We start from the raw sequence: 25,920 nt of genomic DNA on the forward strand, positions 1-25,920 counted from the left end.
AAAATCACCCGTTGATGCCACAGTGACGCAGCAGCGGTTCCACGCTGGGTTCGCGGCCGCGGAAGGCCTTGAACAGGTCCATGGGTTCGCGGCTGCCGCCCATGGCCAGGATGGCGCTACGGAATTCCCGGCCGGTAGCCTCGTTGAACTCACCCTCTTCCTCAAACCGTGAGAACGCATCGGAGGACAACACTTCCGCCCACTTGTAGCTGTAGTACCCCGCCGCATAACCACCGGCAAAGATATGCCCGAAGCTGTTGGGAAAACGGTTAAACGCTGGCGGTTGAATCACTGACACCTGTTCGCGCACTTCATCGAGCACTTCCTGAATGCTCAATCCATCCTGATACTCGGCGTGGATACGCATATCGAACAGGGAGAACTCGATCTGTCGCACCATCTGCATGGCACTCTGGAAATTCTTTGCGGCCAGCATTTTGTCCAGCTTGTCTTTGGGCAACGGCTCGCCAGTTTCATAGTGGCTGGAAATCAGGGCAATGCCTTCCTCGGTCCAACACCAGTTTTCCAAAAACTGGCTGGGCAGCTCCACCGCATCCCAGGCCACACCGTTGATACCGGAAATACCGGACACATCCTGCTCGGTGAGCATGTGATGCAGGCCATGGCCAAACTCGTGGAACAACGTCACCACTTCATCATGGGTGAGCAAGCCCGGCTTGCCACCGGCAGGCGGCGCAAAGTTACAGGTCAGGTAGGCTACCGGGGTCTGCAGACTGCCATCCGGACGACGGCGACGAATGCGGGCGTCGTCCATCCAGGCACCACCACGCTTGCCGGTGCGGGCATACATGTCCAGGTAAAAAGCCGCCCGTACGGAGCCATCATCGTCCACCAGTTCATAGAAACGTACGTCGTCGTGCCAGGTATCCACGTCTTCGCGTTTTTCGAATTTGATGCCGAACAACTTGCCGACGATACCGAACATGCCGTTGATCACGGTGTCCGCCGGGAACCAGGGACGCAGCTCTTCCTCGGAAATGCTGTAGCGCGCCTCTCGCAGGCGCTCGCTCCAGAAACCGATGTCCCAGGGCTGCAGATCCTCGGCACCCTGCTCGGCAGCGAACGCTTTCAGCTCCGCCAGCTCCTGCTCTGCCTGGGGCTTGGCCCGCTTGGCCAGGTCCTCCAGAAACACCGTCACTTCCTGAACATCCCGCGCCATCTTGGTGGCCAGTGACTTCTCACCATAGTTGGCAAACCCCAGCAGGCCGGCCTGCTTGTGACGCAAAGCAAGGATTTCATCCATCAGCGCCGCATTATCGAACTCGCCGGCATTAGGTCCCTGGTCGGAGGCCTTGGTGGTCCAGGCGGTGTACATTTCCTTGCGCAGATCCGCATTCTTGCAGTGGCTCATGACGGCGATAAACACCGGCGCATCCAGTGTCAGCACCCAGCCATCCTTGCCATCGGCGGCAGCACGATCCGCGGCGCCGGCCTTGGCGCTTTCCGGCAGCCCATCCAGCTCGGCCTCATCGGTCACCTGTTTGGTCCAGGCCTGAGTGGCGTCCAGCACGTTGTCAGAGAACTTGCTGGTCAGTTCGGATAAACGCTTGGAGTTGGCCATGTACTCGGCTTTCTTGTCGTCCGGCAAATCCACCCCGGAAAGGCGGAAATCACGCAAGGTGTTTTCCAAGTCTTTCTGCTGGGCTTCGCTGAGTGACCCCCACTCATCACTGTCACGCAGGGACTGGAAGGCCGCACACAGCGCCGCGTTCTGACCGACTTCGGTGCCATACTCGCTGAGCAAGGGCAGGCAACTGTTGTAGGCGTTTCGCAGCGCGTCATCCTGAGCTACCGCATTCAGGTGCCCGGCCGGACCAAAGGCCTTGCCGAGACGATCATCTTCCTCATCCAGAGCCTGAACCAGATGGGCATAGTCGAAATTGCCTGCTGCCAATACCGCCTGAATGCGCGCACGGCCATCGGCCACCAGCTGCTCCACTGCCGGCAATACATGCTCGGGCTTGATGGCAGAGAATGGGGGAAGATCGGGATAATCAATCAGCGGATTGTTGTTGCTCATTCGGTATCGGTCCTGCTTCTGTGGGCGCCACGGGCAAACGATGACGGGCAGTGTCATCCGGTTGCAGCAGCGTCTGGAAAATCAGCCACTTGCTCAGCAGAAAAACGCCAAGCAAGATCATCACTATTAACAGTATACGGGTGGGTGGCTTGTTCATGCGCCTCCCTGACCATGAATTTGAACTATCGAGTGTATCAGTGATGGGGATTCGCCGCTTTGAAGACAAGACCCCGCAGTTGGGGGAACGGGTATTCGTTGACCAGGACGCCACCGTGCTGGGTGACGTGACTCTGGGTGATGACTGTTCGGTGTGGCCGAAGGCCGTCATTCGCGGCGACATGCACCAGATTCGCATCGGCGCCCGGGTGAGCATCCAGGACAATGCGGTGCTGCACATCACCCACGACTCCACCTTCAATCCGGGCGGCTATGGCCTGCAGATCGGCGATGACGTGACCATTGCCCATCAGGCCATGCTCCATGGCTGCACCCTGGGTAACCGGGTGATGGTGGGCATGCAGGCCATCATCATGGACGGCGCCGTGGTGGAAGACGAAGTGATCGTCGCCGCCGGCTCCCTGGTGGGGCCGGGCAAGCGTCTGGAAAGCGGATACCTTTACCGCGGCCAGCCGGCGAAGCAGGCGCGCCCGTTGACCGATGAGGAGCGGCAGTTTCTCACTTATGTGGCGGGGAATTATGTACGCCTGAAGGATCGCTATATGGCGGATGGGGAGCACATTTAGGCCCCCTTGTTCGCAAGAGCTTCATGCAGGCTCTACAGCGGCGACATAGAGGTCTCTGGGCTCATCGCTGTTATCAAATCTTCCACATGAACGACATGTTGCCGAAGCTGAGCAAATCGTCGCTGTTGCGCAGCGGCGACTGTGAGCCTTGCAGAGTCAGAGTGAAGGAAAAATTGTCCAGGTGCAGGCCACTACCGACAACCACGCCCAGGGTGCCGTCACGGGTCTCCAGATCGTACAGATCTGATTCTTCTTCCAGATAGAAGTAGCCAATGTATTCGGCAGAGGCACCAAGGAAGACTTCCCACCCCATGCCATTGTGCTCGAACAATCCCACCAACGAACTGGATGTGCCAACACCGGCATAATCGGGAGTAAAGTTTTTCGGCAGGTTTTCACCCAGACGCAAAAAGGCACTCACCCCCGCCGTGCCGAGAAAGTTATTCGCATCGAGCATGGCCGCATAGCCCATGTCGGTCTGTAAACCATTGTCGTGATCATGACGGAAAAGGCGATTGGCAAACACGGCAATGACACCGCCGATCACATCCGGACCCAGTTGATTATCCCAGCCGCGGGGCTGTTCGGAACCGGTAATCTTGTGAATCACTTTCTGGCTTTGTTCCGCACCGGAATCCGGCCCCGTAACGCCAAGACGAATGCCGTAACCCACCAGGTAGTCGTCGTTCCAGTTAAACATGCCCAATTCCAGATTGCTGTAACCCACATAGGGCACATCGTCATAATCTGGCTCTTCACGGGTAATGTCGGAGGGCGTCACCATGGTCTGTTCCAGCCCCACGGCAAGTGCATGCTTCTGATCCTTCAATCGGACGCCGGGAAGTGGCGCCATGAATCTGGCGAGGCCACAAGTCAGACCGTTATCGGTATTGCCATCACACTGATCGTGGGCATTGCCCACCCAGCTAACACGCACTCCATTGGTGTAACGACCATCTTCGCCAACGAACAGGTCATTGTCCCAGGAAAACCCTATTGTGGAAGCATGAGAGAAACTCGGTGCGCAAGCGAACAGCAAAACGGCAAAGGACACGCGAAACACAATCAGCATTGGACAATCCTTTAATAGACATGGTTGTCCCCGGAAAGCAGTTGAATGTTTAAAGTTCAAATGCGAATCAGGCAGAACCGTTTGCCATGCCCTGCCCACGTTCCTTGGTAACGGCGCGGGCACGATGCACAAAATACGAAAACGTATCTCGCGCCTCTTCAACTTTAAACTTTCAACTAAAACCGCCAGCGCCTCTGCATCACCAAAAACGCGAACGACGCCGACCAGGTAATCAATATCAATCCGTTGAGTGCTTCCACCCCGGCGATCAATCGCAAGGTGCCCATGGGGAACAGGTCGCCCAGCCCCAATGAGGTATAACAGGCTGCAGAAAAATACAGGTGGTCAAGGAAGCTGCCATCCACGGCACCACCAATGCTCATGGCGGTATCGTTGTTGTCGAGCAGCAGATACACCCAGCCATAGAGGGTGATTTCGACCATGTGCGCGGCAAACATGGCGATCACCACAAACAGGATTTCGCCACGAAAACGCTGCTTCCAGCGCTTGAGAAATGCTGACAGGCCATACAGGGTCCAGTAGTGCAGGGTCACCGTGACCAGCACCATGCCAAGGCTCACCAAGGAGGCATAAAGGACTTCGTAGAGGACCGTATCGTTTTCCACTTTTTATCTCAGCATAGCCATCACTGGTGCCGTATCCGGCCGCCAGCCGCGCCAGATTTCAAAGGCTTCTGCCGCCTGCTCCACCAGCATGCCCAGGCCATCGGAAACGGCAGCAGCACCCTGTGCCTCTGCCCAGCGCATAAAGGGAGTGGGCTCCTTGCCGTAGACCATGTCATAGGCGACGGCACCATCTGCCAGTAGACCATCGGGCAAGGCCGGCATCTCGCCATGCAACCCCGCAGAGATGGCATTGATGACCACATCGAACTGTCCGGACAATCCCTCCAGCCCACTGCCCAGCACCGGTGAATTACTGCCATCCATAAACTGGCGCGCGAGGATTTCGGCTTTTTCGGCTGTGCGATTGGCGATACGTACCAGCGTCGGTTTTTCCGCCAGCAACGGCCCCATGACCCCACGCACAGCGCCGCCGGCGCCCAGTACCAGCACCCGCTTGCCCTGGATCTGCCAAGCCAGGTTGTCGCAAATATCCTTCACCAAGCCGGCTCCGTCCGTGTTGTCTCCGTTGAGCTGGTCACCATCCCACCACAGGGTATTCACTGCTCCCGCCTGGTTGGCACGCTCCGTGACCGCATCGCACTGGCCAAACGCCTGTTCCTTGAACGGCACCGTCACATTGGCACCGAGACCACCGTCTGCGCGGAAGGCCTGCAAGGCACCGACAAAATCCGCCAGCGGCGCTTCACGCTTTTCATAACACAGATCTTCCTCTTTCTGTTTTGCAAAAGCGTGATGAATATCCGGTGATCGGGAGTGGGCAACCGGGTTACCGAAGACACAATACAACGCGCTCATAGCCACTCCCGCTTGATCAGAAATTTCTCGTACAGCTCGCTTTCCGGACTGCCCGGCTCGGGCTGCCAGTCATAATCCCAACGCACCAGCGGCGGCAGGGACATGAGGATGGATTCGGTGCGGCCACCGGATTGCAGCCCGAAGATAGTGCCGCGGTCGTAAACCAGATTGAATTCCACATAGCGGCCACGGCGATAGAGCTGAAAGTTTCGCTCGCGCTCGCCGTATTCGTGATCCTTGCGACGGGCGATGATTGGCCGGTAGGCCTCGATGAAGGCATCGCCAACGCTGCGCATCAGCGCAAAGCTGGTATCAAAATCGAAACGGTTCAGGTCATCAAAGAACAGACCACCGACCCCCCGCGGCTCATCACGATGCTTGAGATGAAAGTAGTCATCACACCAGTTCTTGAACTCGGGGTAGATGTCCTCGCCAAACGGTTGGCAGGCGGCCCTGGCGGTACCATGCCAGCTCACCACATCTTCTTCGAAACCGTAGTAGGGAGTCAGGTCGAAGCCACCGCCAAACCACCATACCGGTTCCTCGCCTTCTTTCTCCGCCACGAAGAAACGCACATTCGCGTGGCTGGTGGGCACGTAGGGGTTCTTCGGGTGAATCACCAGAGACACACCCATGGCCTGAAAACTGCGGCCGGCCAGCTCAGGTCGGGCCGCCGTGGCAGAAGGAGGCAACTGCTCCCCGAACACATGGGAAAAGTTCACCCCGCCCTTTTCGATTACCGCGCCATTTTCCAGTACCCGGCTACGGCCACCGCCACCCTGTTCACGTTCCCAGCTATCTTCCCGGAAACCGGTGCCGCCGTCTTCAGCAGCCAGTTGTTCACAGATGCGGTCCTGCAGACCCAGCAGGTAATCTTTTACGGCCTGCAGCGAAACCTCTGACATGATTCTCTCCCCGGGAAATACTTTATGCCGGACGCCAGGCCTCCGGCCGCTTTGCCCTCTCCGCCAGGGAGAGGGAAGCCATTCGTCAGGCGCGCAAGGTGCGCCCGCTTTCAAGATCAATAATGGTAGAGGGTTTGTTTGCCCGGTCACAGGCTCCGGACACGATAAAGTCCAGCTGGTCGCCCAGTTGACGGGCTACCTGAAAGCGATTGCGTGCGGATGGCCGACCTGACAGGTTGGCACTGGTGGAAATGATCGGATGGCCCACAAGCCGGCAAAGCTCCCGTGCCAGCGGATGGTCCGGCACCCGGATGGCCACCTTGGGATGTTCGCCCCGTACCCAGGCGGGCACTGCGTCGGTAACCGGCACCAGCCAGGTCAGTGGTGCCGGCCAACCGGCAGCCAACTGCTGCTGCTCCTCAGCGGTGAGCTCCACATAGGGGGCCAGCTGCTGCAGATCGGCACCGATCAGAATCAGCCCCTTGTCCACCGGGCGCAGTTTGATGGCCAGCAGGCGCATCACCGCTTCTTCATTGAAGGGATCACAGCCCAGCCCATAGACAGACTCGGTGGGATAGGCCACCACACCACCGGCCTGGATAATTTCTGCTGCAGATTGAAGATGCTGATTCATGAAGGGACCCGGCACCAAAACGCGCAACATACCCTGCCTGCTGGTGGCTCACAAGAGTGGGGGATGTTGGTAAGTGGACGGGGCTGTTACCAGGGCGCCGCGACACGGCGGGCGAGCAGGCGCAGATGGCCCTGCTCGTCGGTCTGCTGCTCACACTCTATCCTGTCGCCGGCGCCAAAACGCAGGGCTGGCGCGCCCTCCGGCACGGAGGTTATGCGGTACAGGTCGCCGCCCAGAGAGACCGCATCCACCGCAAACCACTGAGACGGGTCATCCCGGTATGGCACCAGAATTTCAAACATGCTGACAGCCCTCCCCGGCATGGCCGGTTGGCAGGTCACACCGTCATGGTAGGCGCTTGGCACACCGGGGGAAACCGTCCTCAGCCTGACGTGATTTCAGCGCCAGCGGCAGAGCATCAAGCCCCCAGCGTCCTTTTCACGACGCCCTCGAGGTGTCACTACGCTTGAGGTAACCACCCGCCACGCGCTCCACCCAGCCCTCCATTTCCAGATCAGCGAGCTGACCGGCCAGTTCATTCATGGGCATACCGGTGCGCGTCTGCAGCATGTCGAGAGAATTGATGCCGCTGGTGAGATGTTGAAGCAGTGGCGGCTGACTGCCTGCCTCGCCCAGACCACAGCTATCCACGGCACGGCGAAAATCACCGAAGGCATCGAAGATATCCTCCATGGATTCCAGCCAGGTGGCGCCATCACGCAGCAAATGGTGACAGCCCTTGCTGAGCGGATTATGGATGCTGCCAGGGATGGCAAACACTTCCCGGCCCTGAGCCAACGCAGTTCGAGCCGTGATCAGTGAACCGCTGCGAATGGCCGCTTCCACCACGATGGTGCCCAAACTCAGGCCACTGATGATGCGATTGCGTTGCGGAAACTGTGAAGGCAGCGGCGGCGAACCGGGTGCGAACTCGGATATCACCGCCCCACCCTGATCGGCAATCTGGTTCGCCAGGGAAGCATTGCGCGGTGGGTAAAGCCGGTCCGGGCCACTGCCCAACACCGCCACGGTCCGGCCAGTTGCGAGGGCACCCCGGTGAGCGGCGGCATCCACGCCCAGCGCCAGGCCGCTGGTCACCACAAAGCCGGCAGCAGCCAGCTGACGGGCAAACCTGCGGCTGTTATCCAGCCCATCCGCCGAGGCATTTCTTGCCCCCACCATGGCCAGAGACGGCGCACTCAGCGCCGCCACCTCCCCGCGCACCGCCAGTACCCCGGGCGGATCACTGATGCTGGCCAGCAGCGGCGGGTAATCCTTGTCGCCAAGAGCGATCCAGCGCCATCCCCGCTCACGTAACTGCTCGTAATGGGCAGAGAGGTTGCCGGTATTGTCCAGCAACCGGGCACGGTCCTTGAGGCCCGCCGGCAACAGTGGCAGAAAATGAGAAACCGGCGAGGTATTGATCTGATGCTGTTGCAGAGCACGGCCCAGGGCCGCTGAAGAAGGAGAAAACAACGCCTGCAACAGCAGGCGTTTGAATTGTCCGTCCATCGCCCACCTCCTTGTGTGCGTTGACGGTTAATGGGTGGCCAGGAGGCCTGGCGGTGAGCGCTACTGCGTTTTCCTGTGGAGCAAAATCAGTAGCTGCCCGCCGGGCTCTTGGCAATGTCATTCATATAAATAGGCCGGGTGGACTCCATAATCAAGCCGTAGCTGACTTTATCGAAGACCCGGAAGACCACCAGGGAACCTGTCTTCTCGGCAGGCAGGGCCACATTGTCGCCCACCTGGCGATCCCGGACCACTTCACCCTTACCGAAAATATCCAGTACGTTGCCTTCCTTCAGGCCATCACGAATACCCTTGTTCAGTACCACCACATCGTTGCGAGCCACGCTATTGAGGCGGTCAAAGAAACGAATAACCTGGGCTTCGATTTTGGTGTCCGGCGCACTGGGGTACAGCACTGCACGCACGCGACGATCTTCGGTGGAGAAAATACGGTCATCGATGCGCACGTCTTCAGTGGAATCGGTCAGACGCAGGGTGACAATCTCGCCCTCGTGGTTGGACACCCGGCCCAGACCCACCTGGCGGGCTTCATAACCCAGCACTTCGTTGGTCTGCGGATCCACATACTGCTCGCCGGTGCGGTAAACGCCGTAACCCTGATCCAGCTCTTCCCACTGGGTGCGGGTATCACGGGCATAGACAGTATCGCCTTCACCGAACACCACGCGGCGATCACGGCCGCCGACGATATAAGGCGCTTCCTGAATTTCCTGACGGGTCACCACCAGGCCTTCTTTCAGGTAGGCCGCGATGGCGCTGGCGGGAATCACCGGAATGGCTTCGTCATTGGCAATTTCGCGCACACTCGGGGTGAGCTTGACGACGCCGTTGGACATGACGGTTTCTTCCACGCCACGCTTCACGGACAGACGCGGTTCGCCGTTCACATAGGACAGGCGAATCTCGTCACCCGGATAGATCAGGTGCGGATTGCCGATTTCTTCATTGATTTGCCAGATTTCCGGCCATTGCCACGGCTCTTGCAGAAAACGGGAGCTGATATCCCACAGAGTGTCGCCATTCTTGACATAATACTTGCCGGGATGCCCATCTTTGAGCATCACTGCAGCGGAGGCCAGGCCTGTCACTGACAGCAGCAGCCCGACGGTAAAGGCGCGCTGGACCGATTTCATCATCATCGGATTCCTTTTATCATTATTGGACTCATCCCCTAAGAGGCCGTGCGACGCCGAGGCAGACACGGTTTCTTTTGGATATTAGCAATGCGATCATATATTTAGCAACCGAATTTCGAGTGCTATCGCAACTTCTGAGAAGGTACATGGCCAAACTGGAAATACTGGAATTCCCTGACCCCCGGCTGAGAACCGTAGCAAAGCCGGTGGAAAAGGTGGATGACGAGCTTCGCAAACTCATCGATGACATGTTCGAAACCATGTACGACGCCCCCGGCATCGGCCTGGCCGCCACCCAGGTCAATGTGCATAAACGGGTGATCGTCATGGACCTGTCCGATGACAAGAACGAGCCACGGGTATTCATCAACCCGGAGATCACGCCCCTGACCCAGGATCTCGCTCCCTACGAGGAAGGCTGCCTGTCAGTGCCCGGCTTCTATGAAAAGGTGAAGCGCCCGGCGCGAGTCAAGATCAAGGCCCTGGACCGAGACGGTAACGTGTTCGAGGAAGAGGCCGACGAACTCCTCGCCACCTGCATCCAGCACGAGATCGATCACCTGGAAGGCAAGCTGTTCGTGGATTACGTATCCCGCCTGAAGCGCGACCGGATCAAGAAGAAGCTGGAGAAGGTGCACCGGCTGCAGGGGTAAAGACAGCTGCAAGCTACAAGCCTCAAGCTGCAAGGCGCGCCCACCATCTTCATCTTTTTCATGTATGGTGCCCGCGCCCAGGCCTTGTGCGCGGCCATCACCGTTTCAGAACCCACATACCTTTTTCGCGTTGCAGCTTGTAGCTTGAAGCTTGCCGCTCACAACCCAGAGGCTGTTCATTGAAACCCTTACGTCTCGCCTTCGCCGGCACCCCGGATTTTGCCGCCGCCAGCCTGCAGGCGGTGCTCGACAGTGACCATGACGTGGTGGCGGTGCTGACCCAGCCGGACCGGGCTGCCGGTCGCGGCAAGAAAGTGCAGAAAAGCCCGGTCAAGCAGCTGGCTGAAGCCCATGACATTGCCGTACTGCAGCCGGAAAACCTCAAGGGTGAAGAGATCCGCCAGAAGCTGCGTGATCTGCAGCTGGATGCCCTGGTGGTGGTGGCCTACGGGCTGATCATCCCCCAGGCGGTGCTGGATATCCCGCGCCTGGGCTGCCTCAACGTGCATGGCTCACTGCTGCCGCGCTGGCGCGGTGCCGCGCCAATCCAGCGCGCCATCACCGTGGGCGATACCGAAACCGGCAACACCATCATGCAGATGGAAGCCGGGCTGGATACCGGCCCCATGCTGCTCAGTGAAGCCCTGCCCATCGGCGACAATGAAACCGGCGGCGAACTGCATGACCGGCTCGCCGCCCAGGGCGCGCGCCTGCTGGTCACCGTGCTGAACGATCTGGAGCAGTACCTGGCCAATGCCACCGTACAGCCCGACGAAGGCGTCACCTACGCTCACAAGCTGAGCAAGGCAGAGGCCCGACTGGACTTTCGCCTGCCCACCCGCGCGCTTTATAACCGCATTCGTGCCTTCAACCCTTTCCCGGTGACCTGGGTGCCACTCAAAGGCCAACCCATGCGCATCTGGCAGGCCAGTGTAAGTCCGCTGCCCGGCAAAGATGACGATGAGCCCGGCCACATCCTCAAGGTCGGCGAAGACGGCATTCAGGTGGCCACCGGCGATGGCATTCTGATACTTGAAGAACTGCAGCTGCCCGGCAAACGGCGCATGGCGGTGGCCGATCTGTTGCGCGGCAATCCGGATCTGTTCAGGGAAGGCGACATGCTGGGTGATTCCATTGACGACGCCTGATCCGCGCCTCAGCGCCGTCCGCGCCCTCGATCGCGTCATCCCCGGCAAGGGCGACGGGCAAAGCCTGCGCGAAGTGCTACGCGATTTCCCCCTGCAAGGCAGTGACGGCGGCCTGATGCGCGACATCTGTTTCGGTGTCTGTCGTCACCTTCGCCCCCTCAATCACTGGCTCAACCAACAGCTCGCCAAACCGCTCAAGCCCAGCGCGCAACCGGTGCGCCTGGCCCTGCTGGCCGGGCTGTACGAGCTGTGGTTCAGCGACCGGCCGGCCCACGCCATCGTCAATGCCTACCCGCAACTGTGTCGCAAAATGAAAGCCCCCTGGGCCGCCGGCCTCAGCAATGCAGTACTGCGCAAGGCCAGCAAGCTCACCATTGAAGAGGCCCTGGAAGGCGCGCCAGCCAACATCCAGTTGAGCCTGCCGGACTGGCTGCACAAGTGCTGGGTCCAGGACTGGCCTGACCAGGCCGAGGCCATTGCCCAGGCCAACCTGTATTCACCGCCGTTCACGCTGCGCGTAAACCGCCAGCAGCAACAACGCCCCGACGCCATCGCCACCCTGGGCGAAGGTGTCCGCCCTGGCGAACTGTCACCATGGAGCCTCTATGTGAGCCCGGCTCGGCCGGTATCTCAGCTCCCCGGTTTCGACCAGGGCGCCCTGTCCGTTCAGGATGAGGCCGCGCAACTGCCCGCAGAATTATTGCAGGCGCCACCCCGGGGCCGGATTCTCGACGCCTGCGCCGCTCCCGGCGGCAAGACGGGCCAACTGTGGGAAAAATTCCCCCACGCCGACCTGGTGGCCCTGGAGCTGGACCCCCGCAGACTCACCCGCGTTGAAGAGAATCTGGCCCGCCTCGGCGCCACTGCCACCCTGTTACAGGGTGACGCCAGCCAGCCTGACCAGTGGTGGGACGGCACCCCTTTCGATGCCATCCTGCTGGATGCTCCCTGCTCCGCCACCGGCATCCTGCGCCGGCAACCGGATGCAAAATGGCACCGCAAGGCGTCGGACATTCCTGCGCTGGTTGATTTACAAGCGCGAATGCTGGATGCACTATGGCCGCTGCTTCAACCCGGCGGCATGCTGGTATATGCCACCTGTTCGGTACTGCGCGACGAGAACGATCGCCAGATCAGCGCGTTTCTGCAGCGCCAGCCACAGGCACGGGATGTGACGCCGCGCCCGGAACAGGCCACAATGGTCGATGCAGGGTGGCAGCTGTTCCCGCAGCAGGACGGATCAGACGGCTTTTATCTGGCTTGCCTGCGGAAAAATTTGTGATCGACCCAAAGGCGGATTCCAAGGAATCGGGGGCTCAGCACAACGCATGAAAATCATTATTCTCGGTGCCGGTCAGGTCGGCGGCACCCTGGCGGAAAACCTGGCCAACGAGCGCAACGACATCACCGTGATCGACACTGATGCGGAACGTCTGCGCGAACTGGGCGACCGCCTGGATATCGGCACCGTGCGCGGCATGGGCTGTTACCCCAACGTGCTCAAGGAAGCTGGCGCCGAAGACGCCGACATGCTGATCGCCGTCACCAACTCTGACGAGGTCAACATGGTGGCCTGTCAGGTGGCCTACTCCCTGTTCCGCACCCCGTCCAAGATTGCCCGTATCCGTACCGCGCACTACACCAGCCGATCAGACAAGCTGTTCAATGAAAACGCCCTGCCCATTGATGTGATCATCAGCCCCGAGCAGGTGGTCACGGACTACATCCGCCGCCTGATCGAACACCCCGGCGCCCTGCAGGTGGTGAACTTTGCCGGCGGCCGGGTACAGCTGGTGGCAGTGCGCGCCTATTACGGCGGCCCGCTGGTGGGCAACGAGCTGCGTGAACTGCGCAAACACATGCCCAACGTGGACACCCGCGTGGCAGCCATCTTCCGTCGTGGCCGGCCCATCATTCCAGAAGGCAACACCGTCATCGAAGCCGACGACGAAGTGTTCTTCATTGCTGCCAAGAACGACATTCGTGCCGTGATGAGCGAACTGCGCCGCCTGGAACACAACTACAAGCGCATCCTCATCGCCGGCGGCGGCAACATCGGCTACCGCCTGGCCAAGACCATTCAGCACCGCTACAACGTGAAGGTGCTGGAGCGGAACCCGGGGCGGGCAGACTGGCTGGGCGAAAAACTGGCCCAGACCGTCGTCCTGCAGGGCATGGCCACGGACCGCGACGAACTGCTGCGCGCCAATATCGAGAACACCGACGTATTCTGCGCCCTCACCAACGATGACGAAGCCAACATCATGGCGTCATTGCTGGCCAAACGGCTTGGCGCACGCAAGGTGATGACGCTGATTTCCAACCCGGCCTATGTGGATCTGGTGCAGGGTCACGACATCGACATTGCCATCTCGCCCCAGCAGTCCACCATCGGCAGTCTGCTCAGCCATGTGCGCCGTGGCGATGTGGTCAACGTCTACTCACTGCGCCGGGGCGCAGCGGAAGCCATTGAGGCCATCGCCCATGGGGATGCACGTTCCTCCAAGGTAGTGGGCCGCGCCATCGAAGACATTGATCTGCCAGAGGGCACCACCATCGGTGCCGTTGTGCGTGGCGAAAAAGTACTGATCGCCCATGACCATGTGATCATCGAACCGGACGACCATGTCATCCTCTTCCTGATCGACAAGCGCCGCACACGGGACGTGGAAAAACTGTTCCAGGTGGGGTTTACGTTCTTTTAGGGGATTCTGTGGTGGCTGGAGTGGCGGCAATGTGGGCAGTTTCTTTAGACCGATCGGATGTCGGACGTCGGACGACAGACGCCTGGAAACTCAGCCAGCAGCATAATTTTTTCGCGTCAGACATCCCACGTCCGACGTCCGGCCGGGCCTCTTAACCATGCACTTCGCGCTAATTTCGAAAATCCTGGGCCTTCTGCTGGTGGTGTTCAGCTTCACCATGATGCCCCCGGTAGCTGTGTCCTACTGGTATCAGGAGGGCAGCGAAGCGCCGTTTCTTATTTCCTTCGTGATCACCCTGGCCCTGGGACTCAGCCTCTGGCTTCCGTTTTTCCGCAACAAGGCCGAACTGCAGACCCGCGACGGCTTTCTGGTGGTCACCCTGTTCTGGTCCGTACTGGGGGTCATCGGGGCCCTGCCGTTGATGATCAGCGATGATGTACCCGTGGGCTTCACCGATGCGGTATTTGAATCCGTCTCCGGGCTGACCACCACCGGCGCCACCATTCTTTCCGGCATCGATTTTCTGCCCAAATCCATCCTGTTCTATCGCCAGCAACTGCAGTGGCTGGGCGGCATGGGCGTGGTGGTACTGGCGGTAGCCATTCTGCCCATGCTGGGCATCGGTGGCATGCAGCTTTACAAGGCCGAAATCCCAGGCCCCATGAAGGATGCGAAACTGACCCCGCGCATCGCCGAGACAGCCAAGGCTCTGTGGTTTATTTATCTGTTCATCACCATTGCCTGCGCCACCCTGTTCTGGGCGGCGGGCATGACCGTATTCGATGCCATCTGCCACAGCTTCAGCACGGTATCCACCGGCGGCTTCTCCACCCACGACGCCTCCATGGCCTACTGGGACAATCCCTGGATTGACTGGACCGCCACGCTGTTCATTCTTATTGGCGGGATCAACTTTGCCCTGCACTTCGCCATGTGGCGTGGTCGCTCGTTGCTGGTGTTCCTGCGCGATCCGGAATTCCGGTTCTTTATTTCCCTGTTCCTGATTTACACCAGCATCATCACTGCTGGCCTGCTGTTCTTTCACTACGATTTCAATTTTGCGGATGCCCTGCGCCATTCTGCGTTCCAGGTCGCCTCTTTCAGCACCGGCACCGGTCTCACCAGTACCAATGCAGCCAACTTCCCGGGCTTTATCCCCTTTCTGCTGGTGTTTACCAGTTTTATCGGCGGTTGCGCCGGCTCCACCGGCGGCGGCATGAAAGCCGTCCGTGCTGCCCTGGTGTTTCATCACAGCGTGCGCGAACTCCGCCGCCTGATTTATCCCAACGGAATCTTTGCCCTGCGCTTCGGGCGGCAATCCATCCCGGATCGCGTACTGCAGGCGGTATGGGGCTTTGTGGGCGTGTACATCACCATCTCGGTGATCTTCACCCTGCTGTTCACCATGACCGGCATGGATATGGCCACCGCCGTCAGCGCAGTTGCCGCCAGCCTGAACAACCTGGGTGTGGGCATTGCCGATGTAGGCTCCGGCTTCGCCGATATTACCGACAGCGCCAAATGGATGATGACCATCTTGATGGTGGCTGGCCGACTCGAGATTTTCACCCTGCTGGTACTGTTCACACCGATGTTCTGGCGACAGTAAACGCGCAGTTAATCGTTAACAGTAAAAAATGAATAGTTGCGCGGGTGAGGCAGTGCTGCCAAAAGCGCCGTGCCCGCGCCAACAAAAACCTCCCCCATTCTCCAAAACGACAAGGAACAGTCATGTCGGTACTTTCTCAATTACTGATGCAGCTGCCAGCCTTTCTGATTGCGTTAGCCGGTTTTGTGCTCGCGGGCATTTTCATGGGCAAGGCGCGAACGCCTGCCATTCTGGTTATCATCGCCAGCATTCTCACCCTGTTGCAGAGTGGCTTTTCCGTCTTCAATCAGCTGGTGCTGCTTGAATGGATGATCAATGGAGAGATCAGCAACGACACCTACAGCATCATCGCCAGCGCTGGCTTCACGATTTTCTATATGGCCATTAGCGCGCTGTTGCTTGCGGCTGTCTTTACCGGCCGCGACAACCCAACCACCGCCCATGGCGACGCGACGTCGCCGGACACAGCCACCGGCGATCAGGCCGCCCTGGCCCCTCACCGCGGCGGCCTGATTCTGACACTCGGCTTGTTGGGCCTGTTGATGTTTGCACCACTGGGCATTGCCGCCTGGATCATGGCCAGCAGTGACCTCAATACCATCCGTGAAGGGCGCATGGACAAGCGCGGTGAAGGCATGACCCTGGCCGGCAAGATCCTTGGCATCCTGGCAACTGTATTGATGGTTGTCGGCATTGTGACCTTCCTCGGGGTCATGGCCATTCTGGCCAGCAGCTACCGCGGCTTCTGACAGGTTTTGAACTGCGAAAAAGAAAAACTCGCAACCACCAATTCCATGCTGACACTTGTTGTGGGAGCGTGCCTGCACGCAAATGACTTCTCGCCACTGACAACCGGTTCACTGCAGGAACGCGGATTGGAGGGAAAAGCCCGATTTAATTCTCCCAGCCCCTTTCCGTAGGAGCGTCGCTCGCGGCGCGATTCGAGGCCAGGGTCAAAAGCGTTTTCACCACAGAGAGCACAAAGAAAACNTGGTAAATCGGCCTTTAAAGACGTTGGCAATCGCGCCGCGAGCGACGCTCCTACGGGAAGGTCTTTGCTGCAAGCCATTCCCTCAAATCCGCGAAGAACAAAAAAAGCCCCGGCAATGCCGGGGCTTTTTTGATTTGGCAGTCGACGTTCAACTATCCAGTGTCAATTGCCTTCAGGCGATATTGTTCACCCGCTTGCCATCACGGAAAAGCTGATCCATCTCACCCTCGTAGTAGGCTTCCACCCGTGGGTTCATGATCTTCTTCCACAGCGGCGGGATCATAGCCAGCACATACATGGTGGCGTAACCGGCCGGCAGCTGCGGGCTTTCTTCATAGTGACGCAGCACCTGGTAACGACGCTTGGCGTAGGCATGGTGGTCACTGTGACGCTGCAGCTGGAACAGGGCCAGGTTGGTCAGCAGGAAATTGGAGTTCCAGCTGTGAGCCGGGGTCACCCGCTCAAAACGGCCTTTCTCATTCACACGACGGTGCAGACCGTAGTGCTCAATGTAGTTAATGATTTCCAGCGCCAGGGCCGCAAAGAAACTCTGCCCCAGGAAGAACAGCACGCCTTCCCAGCCCCAGATCAGGCCAAAGGTCACCGCGAAAAGCGCAGAAATGCTGTACCACCAGATCAGCTCGTTGTAGATGCTGATGTTCTTCTTGCCCTTGCGCTCCAGATACTGCTTTTCCAGCGCCCAGGCATTCTTGAAGTTGCGCACAAACGCCTTCGGCAGGAAGTCATAAAGGCTCTGGTTATAGCGGCTGGAAGACGCATCATCCGGTGTGGAGACATGCACGTGGTGACCACGAACGTGCTCGACCTTGAAACCGGCATAGGTAACGGTAGACAGCAGCAACCCACCCATCCAGTTTTCCAGCTTGGGATCCTTGTGGATCAACTCATGGCCCAGGTTGATGGCGATGATGCCACCCACAGTACCGATGGAAACGATCCAGCCGATCTTGCCCAGCAAACCGTAATCATTGCTGACAAACACGTGACCGGCATAGAACAGCACCGCGATCCACACAAAGCCCATGGCAATCGCAGAAACCCGATAGAAGATTTCTTCACTCATGGTGGGGACCTGAACGGCTTCATCCGGGTTGCTGGGGTCTTTTCCTACCAGGAAATCCAGCACGGGAATAATCCCGAAGATGAAGACATACATGAACCACGCCCAATAATCCTGGGTGCCACTCTCTACACCCACGTAGGCAGAAAACGGCACCAGCGGAACCATCAATGCCCAGAAGGTCAGGTAGCCGTATTTTTTCATTTTTAGCATTAGATCAGCATTCATGTTCTCGAACATGGCCTTGTCCTCGCTTTGCTCAAGCTCAAAGTAACAGTCAACGATGACAAGATTATGCCTCATTTCTTGAATTGTCAAACAACTCAAGAAATGAAATACTAGACCCATGACGTCATAATGGCGTTGCCGATCCACAGGAAGTCACCATGTCGTTGCAAGCCGTCAGTCTGAGCGAACAGATCGCCCGCCATCTGAGCGAGCGCATCATTACCGGGGAGCTGCCGCCCGGGGCCAAACTGCCTGAAAGTGAACTGGCAAAAGATCTTGATGTGAGTACTAACTCACTGCGAGAGGCTTTCAGGCTGCTGGAGAAGCAACATCTGATTGAATTGCAGCCACGGCGTGGTGCACGGGTCTGTGACGTCTCTGAGGTCCAGGTGAAGGACCTTTACGAGTTCCTGTTTCTGTTACTGTCGCAGCTGGCAGAGCGCGCTGCCGCGAGCTGGCAACCGGGGCAAATCGAAGATCTGGTGGCCATGCTGCCGCAGCTGGAACAGCATTTTCACAACAACGACATGCCCGCCGCTCATCAGCTGGCCTTCCGTTTCGTGGAAATCGCCACCACCCGTTTCGCCGCCAACCGTTACCTGGAAACGGACATCCAGAACCTGATTCCCCTGCTCAAGCGCTACTCCTTTATTGCCTTGCAGGAAGACACCACTGAGTTCGATGTTTCATTGCAGATCTTCAAGCGCTTGCTGGTCAACATCGTCGGCCGTAAACAGCAGGACGCCGGGGCGGATATTCGCGAATATGGTGAGAACCAGTGCCAGATCGTGTTGCGCGCCATCGCCAAGCGAAACGCGGCGTAACAGCAGCTAACACTTAACAATGAATAGTTGCGCGGGGGAGACCCTGCCGGCGGACAACGTGTCCCCGCGCCAACGGGAAAGGCAGTTCTTGCAAGGCTGAACCGAATCTGGATTTTCCGCCTCGCGCAAGAGTCGGTACGAGCGGTAGGAGCGTCGCTCGCGGCGCGATCGAGACCCAAAGTAGATACGCCGCAACAGCAAGGATTGAACCCGGAAACGACCCCCGACTCCCTCAGTGAACGCCACGCGCTCTGTGGCAAAAAACTGCCTTTAAAGCAGCCTTGAACGCTGCCGATCCCCTTCATGAAAAGCCGCCAACAACGACCAGCCGAGAAACGCTGTGCAGGTGGTCAGGTAATCCCGAATCAGAAATTGCACCAGTTCCACGTCGACACTCTTGTCCATGTCCGCAAAGCGACACTGCACTACATCGGCAGCATCCGACGTCTTGTCATCATCGCTCACCACAATCATCAGCGTGGCCTCATCCGCCTTCCACTCACACAGCAGATAACGGGAGTCATCGCTCACATTGCTGTCCAGCAGGCTGACCGCTTTTTCCAGCGCGGCTTCCAGGCCGGTTTTTACCGCCTCTTCACTGTCACCGTTACAGGCAGCAGCATGCACCGTGTGCTGGGTGTCGCCCATCGTTTGCGTTTTTTGCGTCCAATCCAGAGTCATGCGATTTCCGTGTTCCTGAATGTATCGATACCAGCCCGCGCTCAAAGCCCTGCCAGACGCGCCCGTGCAGCATGCAGCCTCTTGTAGCTGTCGATCAGGCGCAGGTGCTTGTCCAGCCCTTCCAGCTGCATGTTGGTGGGAGTCAGGCCCGGGAAGCGCACCGTGCCTTTCACCGCGCCCACCACCTCTTCCAGGGTCTGCTCGCCAAACATACGCCTGAAGTTGTAGAGGTAATCCTCCAGCTCCAGCTCCTCATCCAGCGCAATTTCCAGCACCGCATGCATGGCCCGGTAAAACAGGCCCCGCTCCACGGTGTTGTCATTGAACTGCAGGAACATCTCCACCCGCTCTGCCGCCTCCTCCAGACGTCCCAACGCCAGATAGGCGAGCAGCTTCAGTTCCAGCACGGTGAGCTGTCCCCACACCGTGTTCTCATCGAATTCAACGCCGATCAGGGTGATGATGTCGGTATAGTTGTCGATCTGGCTGTCTTCAAGACGCTCCACCATGGCCGTGAGCTGATCATCATCCAGACGATGCAGGTTGAGAATATCCTCGCGGTAATCCAGTGCCTTGTTGGTATTGTCCCAGATCAGGTCTTCCACCGGGTACACCTCGGAAAAGTCCGGCACCAGAATCCGGCAGGCCGGCGCACCCAGCTGATCGTGCACCGCCACGTACACTTCCTTGCCCTGCTCCTCCAGAATACCGAACAGCGTTTCCGCTTCCTCGGCGGTGGTGCCGGCAAAATCCCAGTCCACAAATTCATAATCCGCTGCGGCGCTAAAGAAGCGCCAGGAAATCACCCCCGTGGAATCAATAAAGTGCTCCACAAAGTTATTCGGTTCTGACACTTCCATGCTGTTGAAGGTCGGCGGCGGCACATCGTTGAGTCCTTCAAAACTGCGCCCCTGCAACAGCTCGGTGAGACTGCGCTCCAGCGCCACATGAAAACTGGGGTGGGCACCGAATGAGGCAAAGACCCCACCCGTGCGCGGGTTCATCAGGGTCACACACATGACCGGGAATTCCCCACCCAAGGAGGCATCTTTCACCAGCACCGGGAAACCCTGGGCTTCCAGTGCCTTGATCCCTTCCACGATCTCCGGGTAGCGGGCCAGCACCTCCTCAGGCACATCCGGCAGCACGATTTCCTGCTCAATGATGTATTTCTTCACCGCCCGCTCGAAGATCTCCGACAGGCACTGCACCTCGGCTTCCGCCAGGGTATTACCCGCGCTCATGCCATTACTGAGGAACAGGTTCTCAATCAGGTTGGAAGGGAAGTACACCGTCTCGCCATCCGAGCGGCGCACAAACGGTAGTGAGCAAATGCCGCGATCCACACGGCCAGAGTTGGTATCGATCAGGTTGGAGGCACCCAGTTCGCCATCCGGGTTGTAGATGGCCCGGGTATGCTCGTCCAGAATCTCCGCCGGCAACGCATCATTGGGGCCAGGCTTGAACCACTTTTCATTGGGGTAATGTACAAACTCGCTATTGGCGATCTCTTCCCCGAAGAACTGGTCGTTATAGAAGAAGTTGCAACTGAGGCGCTCGATAAACTCCCCCAGCGCCGAGCACAGGGCACTCTCCTTGGTGGCACCCTTGCCGTTGGTAAAGCACATGGGCGACGCCGCATCACGAATATGCAACGACCACACATGGGGGACAATATTGCGCCAGGACGACACCTCGATCTTCATACCAAGATCCTCAAGAATCCCGGTCATGGTAGCGATGGTCTCTTCCAGCGGCCGGTCCTTGCCTTCGATCAGGGTGCGGTTGCTGTCATCCGGATTCACCGTCAGCAACGCCTGGGCATCTTCATCCAGGCTCTCTACCGCATTGATCTGGAACTCCGGCCCGGTCTGCACCACCTTCTTCACCGTGCAGCGGTCCACCGCACGCAGGATGCCGGTGCGGTCCTTGTCGGAAAGCCCCTCCGGCAGCTCCACATTGATGCGGAAGATCTGGTTATAGCGGTTTTCCGGGTCAACGATATTGTTCTGGGACAGGCGGATATTGTCGGTGGGAATATCCCGGGCGTTGCAGTACACCTTCACGAAATAGGCCGCACACATGGCCGAAGATGCCAGAAAATAGTCGAACGGCCCCGGCGCCGAGCCATCGCCCTTGTAGCGAATAGGCTGGTCCGAGATCACCGTAAAGTCGTCGAATTTGGCTTCCAGACGCAGGTTGTCGAGAAAATTGACCTTGATTTCCATGGGGGCACTGCCGGGTTGGGAATGAATGAACCGGTGCCATTATCCCGGTTTTGCCCGGCCCCGTCTTGTCCACGCTAAACGCCCCTTTTCAGACCAGCCCAGACGCAGCACACGCTTCCCCGATCAGAAAATGATCAGCACAGAAAACTCAGCCCTCGATATGGCAGACACCCTGCCCAAAGGCCTGTAGGGAATCACAGAAATCCGCCACATCTGCATTGGCAAACTCACTGGATATGAACTCTCCCGGAATCATCCCCTCATCCCAGCGGGTTGCGATCAACAGATAGCGATCACTGCCGCCGCTATCACCCTCCGGAAATACCTCCACCACGGCATGGGTCTGGTGAATATAGAGATCCCGGATATCCTTACGACAACGAAGCCGCGAATCCGCTTCCGGCGAGCATGCGTAACCCGCTTCGGTAAAGAAATCCACGGCGGTTCGCATCAAAGCTTCAGCGGGCAACGTACCGCCTTCAGGTGCAGTAACCGTCCGAATTTTATCCCCTGCCACATTGGTGCACCCAGCCAGCATTACCCAAAAGGAAAATAGCACAACCCGATAAACATGCATTCCGGAACATTCCATTATCTTGATTATTGAAAATAATCAGACCGGGTTAGTCGTAACCAGCCTGTTGGTACAGCTTTTCACGATACTCCTGTATAGCGACCTCCACATCAGGTCGCACCATCAAGTTTCCATTCACATCCACCACCGGCAGATTGTAGCGGCGAGTAGAAATACCGGATGCGTTCATCCGTGAATGGAGCAGATCCGCAACACGAGGCTCATCAACAACGAAGTAGCGATAGTTCACCCCGTTTCGCGCCAGCTCCTTGAGAGTGCGCTGCGTCCAACCACAGCTATCCCTGCCATATACCGCGATGTAGGAACGCGGTTCTAAAGGTGCCACCGCAGCTCGAGGAGAAAACCGCTCCCATGCCTGGTAACCAGCGGCAAGAAGCAAGGCGATAAAAATGAGGTATTTTACGTTATGCCACCCTCGGGTTTTCACAAATCGCTGCAGATGAAGAAAACGCTTTACCACGCGCGTGGGTCAGGCATGGCTTTGTTAATGAGGCTTCTTACCCTTCTTTTGCACGAGCAATTGCGGCCTGAATAGCCGCTTTGGCTTGTGGGCTATTTTTCCAGCATGTTGTCCGCTGCATTGAAGCAACCATTTCTGCAATATCTTCAGCCTGATATTTAGCCAAATCAGCCAGTGTATCTATTCCTATTTCTTCAAACCTTTTCACGACAGTCGGACCTACCCCCTTTACGGATAATAGAGCCTCTCTTTCTTTGTCAGGAAATCCCATGTCTATTCCCTACAGGCATACAGCATCCAAAAATTGGTCGAGGGCAATTCTTTCTTCGTAACGCCCACGTTCAGGTGCGTTTGAGGCGATGACCGCTTTTGCGGCAGCAAAAGTGGGCAGCGTCTGCAACGTGTTGTTAGGGCTCACTTCTCGCCCTCCTCCGGTGGAAGAGGAACCCCGAACTCTTCACGCAAACGCTTGTGTCGAGCTTTCATGAGAACCTGCACGATGTTCATGAAGAGAACCACTACACCAAAGATCATCATCATTGGGAACACAGAATCGAGAAGCTTCGAGAACAGCCCCGATGGCGCAGTTGAGCGAAGTAGGACAAACATTGTTGAGAACGCAGCAATCATGCCTAAGGTGATGCTGAACACCATAATGAGGCGCTCACGATATTCAACGCTAGCAACAAACTTTTCATTTTCTTTCTGGATTTTCCGGTCTAGTTCCGTCTCCTGACTCGCCTTTAAGCTCGCCAATGCCTGGCAATACTCAGCTTTCTGCTTCGACGAAATGAAGCTCGAATCCATGACCTCTTTGATCAATTCTTCAGAAAGTTGCTGAGGCTTCAGAAGCAGCCGTGTTTCCAGTTTGTATTTTCTCGCGGTGGCGTTTATCAAGGCATGCACAACCTCTAGGGCTGGAATATTCGACTCGGAGACCTCAGCTCGTATTGCGAATAACACTTCACGATTGGCACTCTCAATTGCTCGAGCCAGCTCTTTGTCATCTTTGCTTGAAAAGGCCGCACGAGTGAGAAGCGCAACAAGAAGACCGCTGATAACACCGGTTCCAATGTTGACTACCCATGAATTTTGCAGGATTTCTAACATAGCTATTTGTGAGCTCTAACGCTGCGTTTTGCGGCTGCTTTGGAGCGCCAGCGGAAAAGCAGTCCGACAACAGCGCCTTGTTACATGCTGAGCTATACACATGCGCATAATCCATGAATTACTTCTCGGTCTGGCTCAGACCAAGGTTTGGCACAGTATTTGGCCGCCTCTTCTTTAGTAATAGATAAAGCCTCTTTATTTTTTGATAAGACTGCAGCAGCCAGCCTTATTTTAAATTGGCAAACTTTGTCCGATGTAACCCACACTTTGTAATCTTTGTCAGTGAGATTAAGAATTATGTTTTGCTCTGTTTCATATCTGGAGAAGAAGCCTAATCCTTCCTCTGAGATCAGCCGATTTAGAATGCCTTTTAGACTTTCCTTGCTATAAGTTTCGATGGCAATGCTTTCACTCGCGAGTAGCTTATTAATGGTATAAGTTTCTTGAGAATCAAAGATGCCTTCAATGTGGTCGTAGCGTAGAAAAACTCGTATTGATATAGAAAAGGATTTACTGTCCTTTACACAATCTAGAAGTATGGCTTGCTTACCCACTTCGTTTGACCTGATACATTCACCAAGTAAGCCTTTCTCGTCAAATCCAAGGCCAAATAATATTGGCCTGGATATTCCATCAATGTCCTTTTTTACTTGAGTGATTCTCATATCTTCGTTTCTGGTGGCATGTAACGCCTCAATAACCGGAGCAGCTTTGCTGCGTCCGGCGCCGTAGGCGCGCAGTTGATTGACTTGTTATGATGCATAGCCTAGAGGCACCGAGAAAAACAACGCCAAGAAACCAACGGTATAGGTAGCAAAGAATACCAGCATAGATTTACTCAAGGTTGCCAAGCCAGAGTCATCCAAGTCTCGCCACTCCCGCTTAAAGAGAAATTTCATGAACATGATATTGCTAGATAAAGAATTGTTCATGATGAGGCTAGGCTTGCCCATAGATTCGTATTTTTCGGGATGCCTGGTCTCTAATATTTTGAATAGTCGATAGCAGAGAAAGAACCATACAAATACCGAACAAAACAAAACCCCAAACATGATTGGAAACACTTCCTTCACTTCATACCCCTTGCACCATAACGCCCGGCACAGCAGGAAAATTGGAGCGACCAAGGAGCGGAAATTTGATCCGCCTGGCGCCGCTTGTTATGCATTACTTGTCGCCGACACTTTTTTGGACCCTATTGTTTAGTTCAATAAAGTCTCTTACGAGCTGGTCACAAACGTCTTTTGCAGCACCGCAACGAGCACTAGTTTCAATAAAAATAGAACCTTCCTTCTGTACTACTTCACGTTTTACATACGAAGGGTAGGCCGGATGCGTTTCTGGCGTAAATGAATACAGAGCCCTTTCTGACTTAACTTCTGCGATTTGCCAACCACGCTCAACTCTCACTTGCACATCAGGATTCGATTTTAATTGCTCCAAAAGCTCTGAGACAGCCAACCCATCCGAATTGTGACCTTCATACCCGAGCTCCTCCTTAACGGTGGGGGAAACTCCGCAGCCAAAAAGCGAAGCGGCAAATACCAGAACAAATATTTTCTTCATCGATCCCCTCCTATGCATAACGCCTGGCGCAGCAGGATGATCTGCTACCACTTTCGTGGACACTTTCAGGCAAATTGGAGCGAGGAACGAGCGGAAATTTGGTCCGCCTGCCGCCACTTGTTAAGTGTTTGGTTCAGCATAGACCCGAACCCCTTCGCCAGAAAATACCCAGCCGCTTGAATCGCCTTTCCGGATTTTAATTGCCATAAAGTCCTTACCGTAACGAATGCGCCGAACGTCATATTTTTCACCTACGTATGCCTCGAATTCGACACTACAGTCAGGTTGATCGGGGTAGCCACATTCCCAGTTAGTATATGCTGGAACCCGAGCCGTAATCTCCACGGCACTCTCTCGGTCTGAAGCGATATCTATAAGCCACACCCCCATGGCTGCCAGGGCAAACGCGATTACTAAACCTATAATCAATTTCATAGCGACACTTAACGCCGCCAGCAGAGGCGCGAGCTTGCGAGCGTCCTGCTGACTGGCTTTGTTAAATGCGTTTCCATCAGCCTAAAATCCACAGGCTAGG

General features: G+C 56.8%; 29 protein-coding genes. 8 read left to right on the forward strand and 21 right to left on the reverse strand.

Annotation, left to right across the window (positions count from 1 at the left end):
• Positions 1 to 4: 4 nt before the first annotated feature.
• Both prlC and GQF00_RS08565 read right to left on the reverse strand, forming a co-directional pair.
• On the reverse strand, positions 5 to 2,041 hold the full coding sequence (gene prlC / locus GQF00_RS08560; RefSeq protein WP_161318739.1) for an oligopeptidase A: 2,037 nt from the start codon (positions 2,039 to 2,041) through the stop codon (positions 5 to 7).
• Positions 2,016 to 2,198, reverse strand: a complete 183-nt coding sequence (locus tag GQF00_RS08565; protein WP_161318740.1) for a hypothetical protein — start codon at positions 2,196 to 2,198, stop codon at positions 2,016 to 2,018. The genes prlC and GQF00_RS08565 overlap by 26 nt, the downstream gene beginning before the upstream one ends.
• A gap of 43 nt (positions 2,199 to 2,241) precedes the next feature.
• On the opposite strand from GQF00_RS08565, the gene GQF00_RS08570 reads away from it, so the two are divergent.
• Complete coding sequence (locus GQF00_RS08570; protein WP_161319205.1) at positions 2,242 to 2,784, forward strand: gamma carbonic anhydrase family protein; 543 nt, start codon at positions 2,242 to 2,244, stop codon at positions 2,782 to 2,784.
• Positions 2,785 to 2,857: 73 nt separating this feature from the next.
• Here GQF00_RS08570 and GQF00_RS08575 read toward each other — a convergent pair whose 3' ends face one another.
• From GQF00_RS08575 to GQF00_RS08610, 8 genes are all read right to left on the reverse strand, one after another.
• Positions 2,858 to 3,856 carry a lipid A deacylase LpxR family protein gene (locus tag GQF00_RS08575; protein ID WP_161318741.1) on the reverse strand — a complete coding sequence of 333 codons (999 nt, stop codon included), beginning with the start codon at positions 3,854 to 3,856 and terminating at the stop codon, positions 2,858 to 2,860.
• A 176-nt stretch (positions 3,857 to 4,032) separates the two neighbouring features.
• The gene (locus GQF00_RS08580) at positions 4,033 to 4,482 is read right to left on the reverse strand and encodes an ion channel (protein ID WP_370519474.1); all 450 of its coding nucleotides are present in this window, start codon (positions 4,480 to 4,482) and stop codon (positions 4,033 to 4,035) included.
• 3 nt (positions 4,483 to 4,485) lie between these two features.
• A complete protein-coding gene (aroE, locus tag GQF00_RS08585) occupies positions 4,486 to 5,298 on the reverse strand; it encodes a shikimate dehydrogenase (RefSeq protein ID WP_161318742.1) in 813 nt (270 codons plus the stop codon).
• Positions 5,295 to 6,203 (reverse strand): oxygen-dependent coproporphyrinogen oxidase, encoded by a 909-nt coding sequence (gene hemF, locus GQF00_RS08590; protein WP_161318743.1) that lies wholly within the window; start codon positions 6,201 to 6,203, stop codon positions 5,295 to 5,297. The genes aroE and hemF overlap by 4 nt, the downstream gene beginning before the upstream one ends.
• An 85-nt stretch (positions 6,204 to 6,288) precedes the next feature.
• Positions 6,289 to 6,837, reverse strand: a complete 549-nt coding sequence (locus GQF00_RS08595) for an L-threonylcarbamoyladenylate synthase (RefSeq protein ID WP_161318744.1) — start codon at positions 6,835 to 6,837, stop codon at positions 6,289 to 6,291.
• A gap of 86 nt (positions 6,838 to 6,923) precedes the next feature.
• Positions 6,924 to 7,139 carry a hypothetical protein gene (locus GQF00_RS08600; protein WP_161318745.1) on the reverse strand — a complete coding sequence of 72 codons (216 nt, stop codon included), beginning with the start codon at positions 7,137 to 7,139 and terminating at the stop codon, positions 6,924 to 6,926.
• 136 nt (positions 7,140 to 7,275) lie between these two features.
• Complete coding sequence (gene dprA, locus GQF00_RS08605; RefSeq protein WP_161318746.1) at positions 7,276 to 8,349, reverse strand: DNA-processing protein DprA; 1,074 nt, start codon at positions 8,347 to 8,349, stop codon at positions 7,276 to 7,278.
• Between the two features lie 86 nt (positions 8,350 to 8,435).
• Positions 8,436 to 9,506 (reverse strand): LysM peptidoglycan-binding domain-containing protein, encoded by a 1,071-nt coding sequence (locus GQF00_RS08610; RefSeq protein ID WP_237440445.1) that lies wholly within the window; start codon positions 9,504 to 9,506, stop codon positions 8,436 to 8,438.
• A 146-nt stretch (positions 9,507 to 9,652) separates the two neighbouring features.
• Between GQF00_RS08610 and def the strand changes: the two genes are divergently transcribed.
• From def to GQF00_RS08640, 6 genes are all read left to right on the forward strand, one after another.
• Positions 9,653 to 10,159, forward strand: a complete 507-nt coding sequence (def, locus tag GQF00_RS08615; RefSeq protein WP_161318748.1) for a peptide deformylase — start codon at positions 9,653 to 9,655, stop codon at positions 10,157 to 10,159.
• Between the two features lie 179 nt (positions 10,160 to 10,338).
• Positions 10,339 to 11,307: a methionyl-tRNA formyltransferase gene (gene fmt / locus GQF00_RS08620; protein ID WP_161318749.1), complete on the forward strand. Its 969-nt coding sequence runs from the start codon at positions 10,339 to 10,341 to the stop codon at positions 11,305 to 11,307.
• On the forward strand, positions 11,285 to 12,589 hold the full coding sequence (gene rsmB / locus GQF00_RS08625; protein ID WP_370519475.1) for a 16S rRNA (cytosine(967)-C(5))-methyltransferase RsmB: 1,305 nt from the start codon (positions 11,285 to 11,287) through the stop codon (positions 12,587 to 12,589). The genes fmt and rsmB overlap by 23 nt, the downstream gene beginning before the upstream one ends.
• A gap of 46 nt (positions 12,590 to 12,635) precedes the next feature.
• Positions 12,636 to 14,012, forward strand: a complete 1,377-nt coding sequence (gene trkA, locus GQF00_RS08630; RefSeq protein ID WP_161318751.1) for a Trk system potassium transporter TrkA — start codon at positions 12,636 to 12,638, stop codon at positions 14,010 to 14,012.
• Positions 14,013 to 14,169: 157 nt separating this feature from the next.
• Positions 14,170 to 15,621, forward strand: coding sequence for a TrkH family potassium uptake protein (locus tag GQF00_RS08635; RefSeq protein ID WP_161318752.1), 1,452 nt, complete (start codon positions 14,170 to 14,172; stop codon positions 15,619 to 15,621).
• Positions 15,622 to 15,743: 122 nt separating this feature from the next.
• Entirely contained in the window at positions 15,744 to 16,370 is a 627-nt protein-coding gene (locus tag GQF00_RS08640) for a hypothetical protein (RefSeq protein ID WP_161318753.1), read from the forward strand.
• A 414-nt stretch (positions 16,371 to 16,784) separates the two neighbouring features.
• Here GQF00_RS08640 and GQF00_RS08645 read toward each other — a convergent pair whose 3' ends face one another.
• Entirely contained in the window at positions 16,785 to 17,933 is a 1,149-nt protein-coding gene (locus tag GQF00_RS08645; protein WP_161319207.1) for an alkane 1-monooxygenase, read from the reverse strand.
• A gap of 146 nt (positions 17,934 to 18,079) precedes the next feature.
• Between GQF00_RS08645 and GQF00_RS08650 the strand changes: the two genes are divergently transcribed.
• Entirely contained in the window at positions 18,080 to 18,745 is a 666-nt protein-coding gene (locus GQF00_RS08650; RefSeq protein WP_161318754.1) for a GntR family transcriptional regulator, read from the forward strand.
• A gap of 270 nt (positions 18,746 to 19,015) precedes the next feature.
• Here the strand turns inward: GQF00_RS08650 and GQF00_RS08655 are convergent, their stop codons facing one another.
• The 10 genes from GQF00_RS08655 to GQF00_RS08700 form a co-directional block, all read right to left on the reverse strand.
• Positions 19,016 to 19,426, reverse strand: a complete 411-nt coding sequence (locus tag GQF00_RS08655; RefSeq protein ID WP_161318755.1) for a hypothetical protein — start codon at positions 19,424 to 19,426, stop codon at positions 19,016 to 19,018.
• Between the two features lie 41 nt (positions 19,427 to 19,467).
• Positions 19,468 to 21,654: an OsmC domain/YcaO domain-containing protein gene (locus tag GQF00_RS08660; protein WP_161318756.1), complete on the reverse strand. Its 2,187-nt coding sequence runs from the start codon at positions 21,652 to 21,654 to the stop codon at positions 19,468 to 19,470.
• 148 nt (positions 21,655 to 21,802) lie between these two features.
• Positions 21,803 to 22,105: a hypothetical protein gene (locus GQF00_RS08665; protein WP_237440446.1), complete on the reverse strand. Its 303-nt coding sequence runs from the start codon at positions 22,103 to 22,105 to the stop codon at positions 21,803 to 21,805.
• 172 nt (positions 22,106 to 22,277) lie between these two features.
• Positions 22,278 to 22,574, reverse strand: coding sequence for a hypothetical protein (locus tag GQF00_RS08670; protein WP_161318758.1), 297 nt, complete (start codon positions 22,572 to 22,574; stop codon positions 22,278 to 22,280).
• Positions 22,575 to 22,746: 172 nt separating this feature from the next.
• Positions 22,747 to 22,980, reverse strand: a complete 234-nt coding sequence (locus tag GQF00_RS08675) for a helix-hairpin-helix domain-containing protein (RefSeq protein WP_161318759.1) — start codon at positions 22,978 to 22,980, stop codon at positions 22,747 to 22,749.
• Positions 22,981 to 23,123: 143 nt separating this feature from the next.
• Complete coding sequence (locus GQF00_RS08680) at positions 23,124 to 23,819, reverse strand: hypothetical protein (protein WP_161318760.1); 696 nt, start codon at positions 23,817 to 23,819, stop codon at positions 23,124 to 23,126.
• Positions 23,820 to 23,911: 92 nt separating this feature from the next.
• Positions 23,912 to 24,484, reverse strand: a complete 573-nt coding sequence (locus GQF00_RS08685; protein ID WP_161318761.1) for a hypothetical protein — start codon at positions 24,482 to 24,484, stop codon at positions 23,912 to 23,914.
• Positions 24,485 to 24,571: 87 nt separating this feature from the next.
• Positions 24,572 to 24,892, reverse strand: a complete 321-nt coding sequence (locus GQF00_RS08690; RefSeq protein WP_161318762.1) for a hypothetical protein — start codon at positions 24,890 to 24,892, stop codon at positions 24,572 to 24,574.
• A gap of 94 nt (positions 24,893 to 24,986) precedes the next feature.
• Positions 24,987 to 25,385, reverse strand: a complete 399-nt coding sequence (locus tag GQF00_RS08695; RefSeq protein ID WP_161318763.1) for a molecular chaperone DnaJ — start codon at positions 25,383 to 25,385, stop codon at positions 24,987 to 24,989.
• A 120-nt stretch (positions 25,386 to 25,505) separates the two neighbouring features.
• Positions 25,506 to 25,820 carry a hypothetical protein gene (locus GQF00_RS08700; protein WP_161318764.1) on the reverse strand — a complete coding sequence of 105 codons (315 nt, stop codon included), beginning with the start codon at positions 25,818 to 25,820 and terminating at the stop codon, positions 25,506 to 25,508.
• Positions 25,821 to 25,920 lie beyond the last annotated feature (100 nt).

The organism is Alcanivorax sp. DP30, from assembly GCF_009882945.1.
In the GTDB taxonomy this organism is placed as follows: domain Bacteria; phylum Pseudomonadota; class Gammaproteobacteria; order Pseudomonadales; family Alcanivoracaceae; genus Alcanivorax.

What these genes read in the sequence shown, in the direction of transcription:
- prlC (WP_161318739.1), bottom strand. Translation starts at nt 2,041, where the DNA reads ATGAGCAACAACAATCCGCTGATTGATTATCCCGATCTTCCCCCATTC.
- GQF00_RS08675 (WP_161318759.1), bottom strand. Translation starts at nt 22,980, where the DNA reads ATGGGATTTCCTGACAAAGAAAGAGAGGCTCTATTATCCGTAAAGGGG.
- GQF00_RS08565 (WP_161318740.1), bottom strand. Translation starts at nt 2,198, where the DNA reads ATGAACAAGCCACCCACCCGTATACTGTTAATAGTGATGATCTTGCTT.
- GQF00_RS08700 (WP_161318764.1), bottom strand. Translation starts at nt 25,820, where the DNA reads ATGAAATTGATTATAGGTTTAGTAATCGCGTTTGCCCTGGCAGCCATG.
- GQF00_RS08650 (WP_161318754.1), top strand. Translation starts at nt 18,080, where the DNA reads ATGTCGTTGCAAGCCGTCAGTCTGAGCGAACAGATCGCCCGCCATCTG.
- GQF00_RS08595 (WP_161318744.1), bottom strand. Translation starts at nt 6,837, where the DNA reads ATGAATCAGCATCTTCAATCTGCAGCAGAAATTATCCAGGCCGGTGGT.
- GQF00_RS08685 (WP_161318761.1), bottom strand. Translation starts at nt 24,484, where the DNA reads ATGAGAATCACTCAAGTAAAAAAGGACATTGATGGAATATCCAGGCCA.
- aroE (WP_161318742.1), bottom strand. Translation starts at nt 5,298, where the DNA reads ATGAGCGCGTTGTATTGTGTCTTCGGTAACCCGGTTGCCCACTCCCGA.
- GQF00_RS08575 (WP_161318741.1), bottom strand. Translation starts at nt 3,856, where the DNA reads ATGCTGATTGTGTTTCGCGTGTCCTTTGCCGTTTTGCTGTTCGCTTGC.
- GQF00_RS08610 (WP_237440445.1), bottom strand. Translation starts at nt 9,506, where the DNA reads ATGATGAAATCGGTCCAGCGCGCCTTTACCGTCGGGCTGCTGCTGTCA.
- GQF00_RS08660 (WP_161318756.1), bottom strand. Translation starts at nt 21,654, where the DNA reads ATGGAAATCAAGGTCAATTTTCTCGACAACCTGCGTCTGGAAGCCAAA.
- GQF00_RS08665 (WP_237440446.1), bottom strand. Translation starts at nt 22,105, where the DNA reads ATGCGAACCGCCGTGGATTTCTTTACCGAAGCGGGTTACGCATGCTCG.
- def (WP_161318748.1), top strand. Translation starts at nt 9,653, where the DNA reads ATGGCCAAACTGGAAATACTGGAATTCCCTGACCCCCGGCTGAGAACC.
- GQF00_RS08695 (WP_161318763.1), bottom strand. Translation starts at nt 25,385, where the DNA reads ATGAAGAAAATATTTGTTCTGGTATTTGCCGCTTCGCTTTTTGGCTGC.
- trkA (WP_161318751.1), top strand. Translation starts at nt 12,636, where the DNA reads ATGAAAATCATTATTCTCGGTGCCGGTCAGGTCGGCGGCACCCTGGCG.
- GQF00_RS08600 (WP_161318745.1), bottom strand. Translation starts at nt 7,139, where the DNA reads ATGTTTGAAATTCTGGTGCCATACCGGGATGACCCGTCTCAGTGGTTT.
- GQF00_RS08635 (WP_161318752.1), top strand. Translation starts at nt 14,170, where the DNA reads ATGCACTTCGCGCTAATTTCGAAAATCCTGGGCCTTCTGCTGGTGGTG.
- GQF00_RS08640 (WP_161318753.1), top strand. Translation starts at nt 15,744, where the DNA reads ATGTCGGTACTTTCTCAATTACTGATGCAGCTGCCAGCCTTTCTGATT.
- GQF00_RS08680 (WP_161318760.1), bottom strand. Translation starts at nt 23,819, where the DNA reads ATGTTAGAAATCCTGCAAAATTCATGGGTAGTCAACATTGGAACCGGT.
- GQF00_RS08655 (WP_161318755.1), bottom strand. Translation starts at nt 19,426, where the DNA reads ATGACTCTGGATTGGACGCAAAAAACGCAAACGATGGGCGACACCCAG.
- hemF (WP_161318743.1), bottom strand. Translation starts at nt 6,203, where the DNA reads ATGTCAGAGGTTTCGCTGCAGGCCGTAAAAGATTACCTGCTGGGTCTG.
- dprA (WP_161318746.1), bottom strand. Translation starts at nt 8,349, where the DNA reads ATGGACGGACAATTCAAACGCCTGCTGTTGCAGGCGTTGTTTTCTCCT.
- GQF00_RS08645 (WP_161319207.1), bottom strand. Translation starts at nt 17,933, where the DNA reads ATGTTCGAGAACATGAATGCTGATCTAATGCTAAAAATGAAAAAATAC.
- GQF00_RS08570 (WP_161319205.1), top strand. Translation starts at nt 2,242, where the DNA reads ATGGGGATTCGCCGCTTTGAAGACAAGACCCCGCAGTTGGGGGAACGG.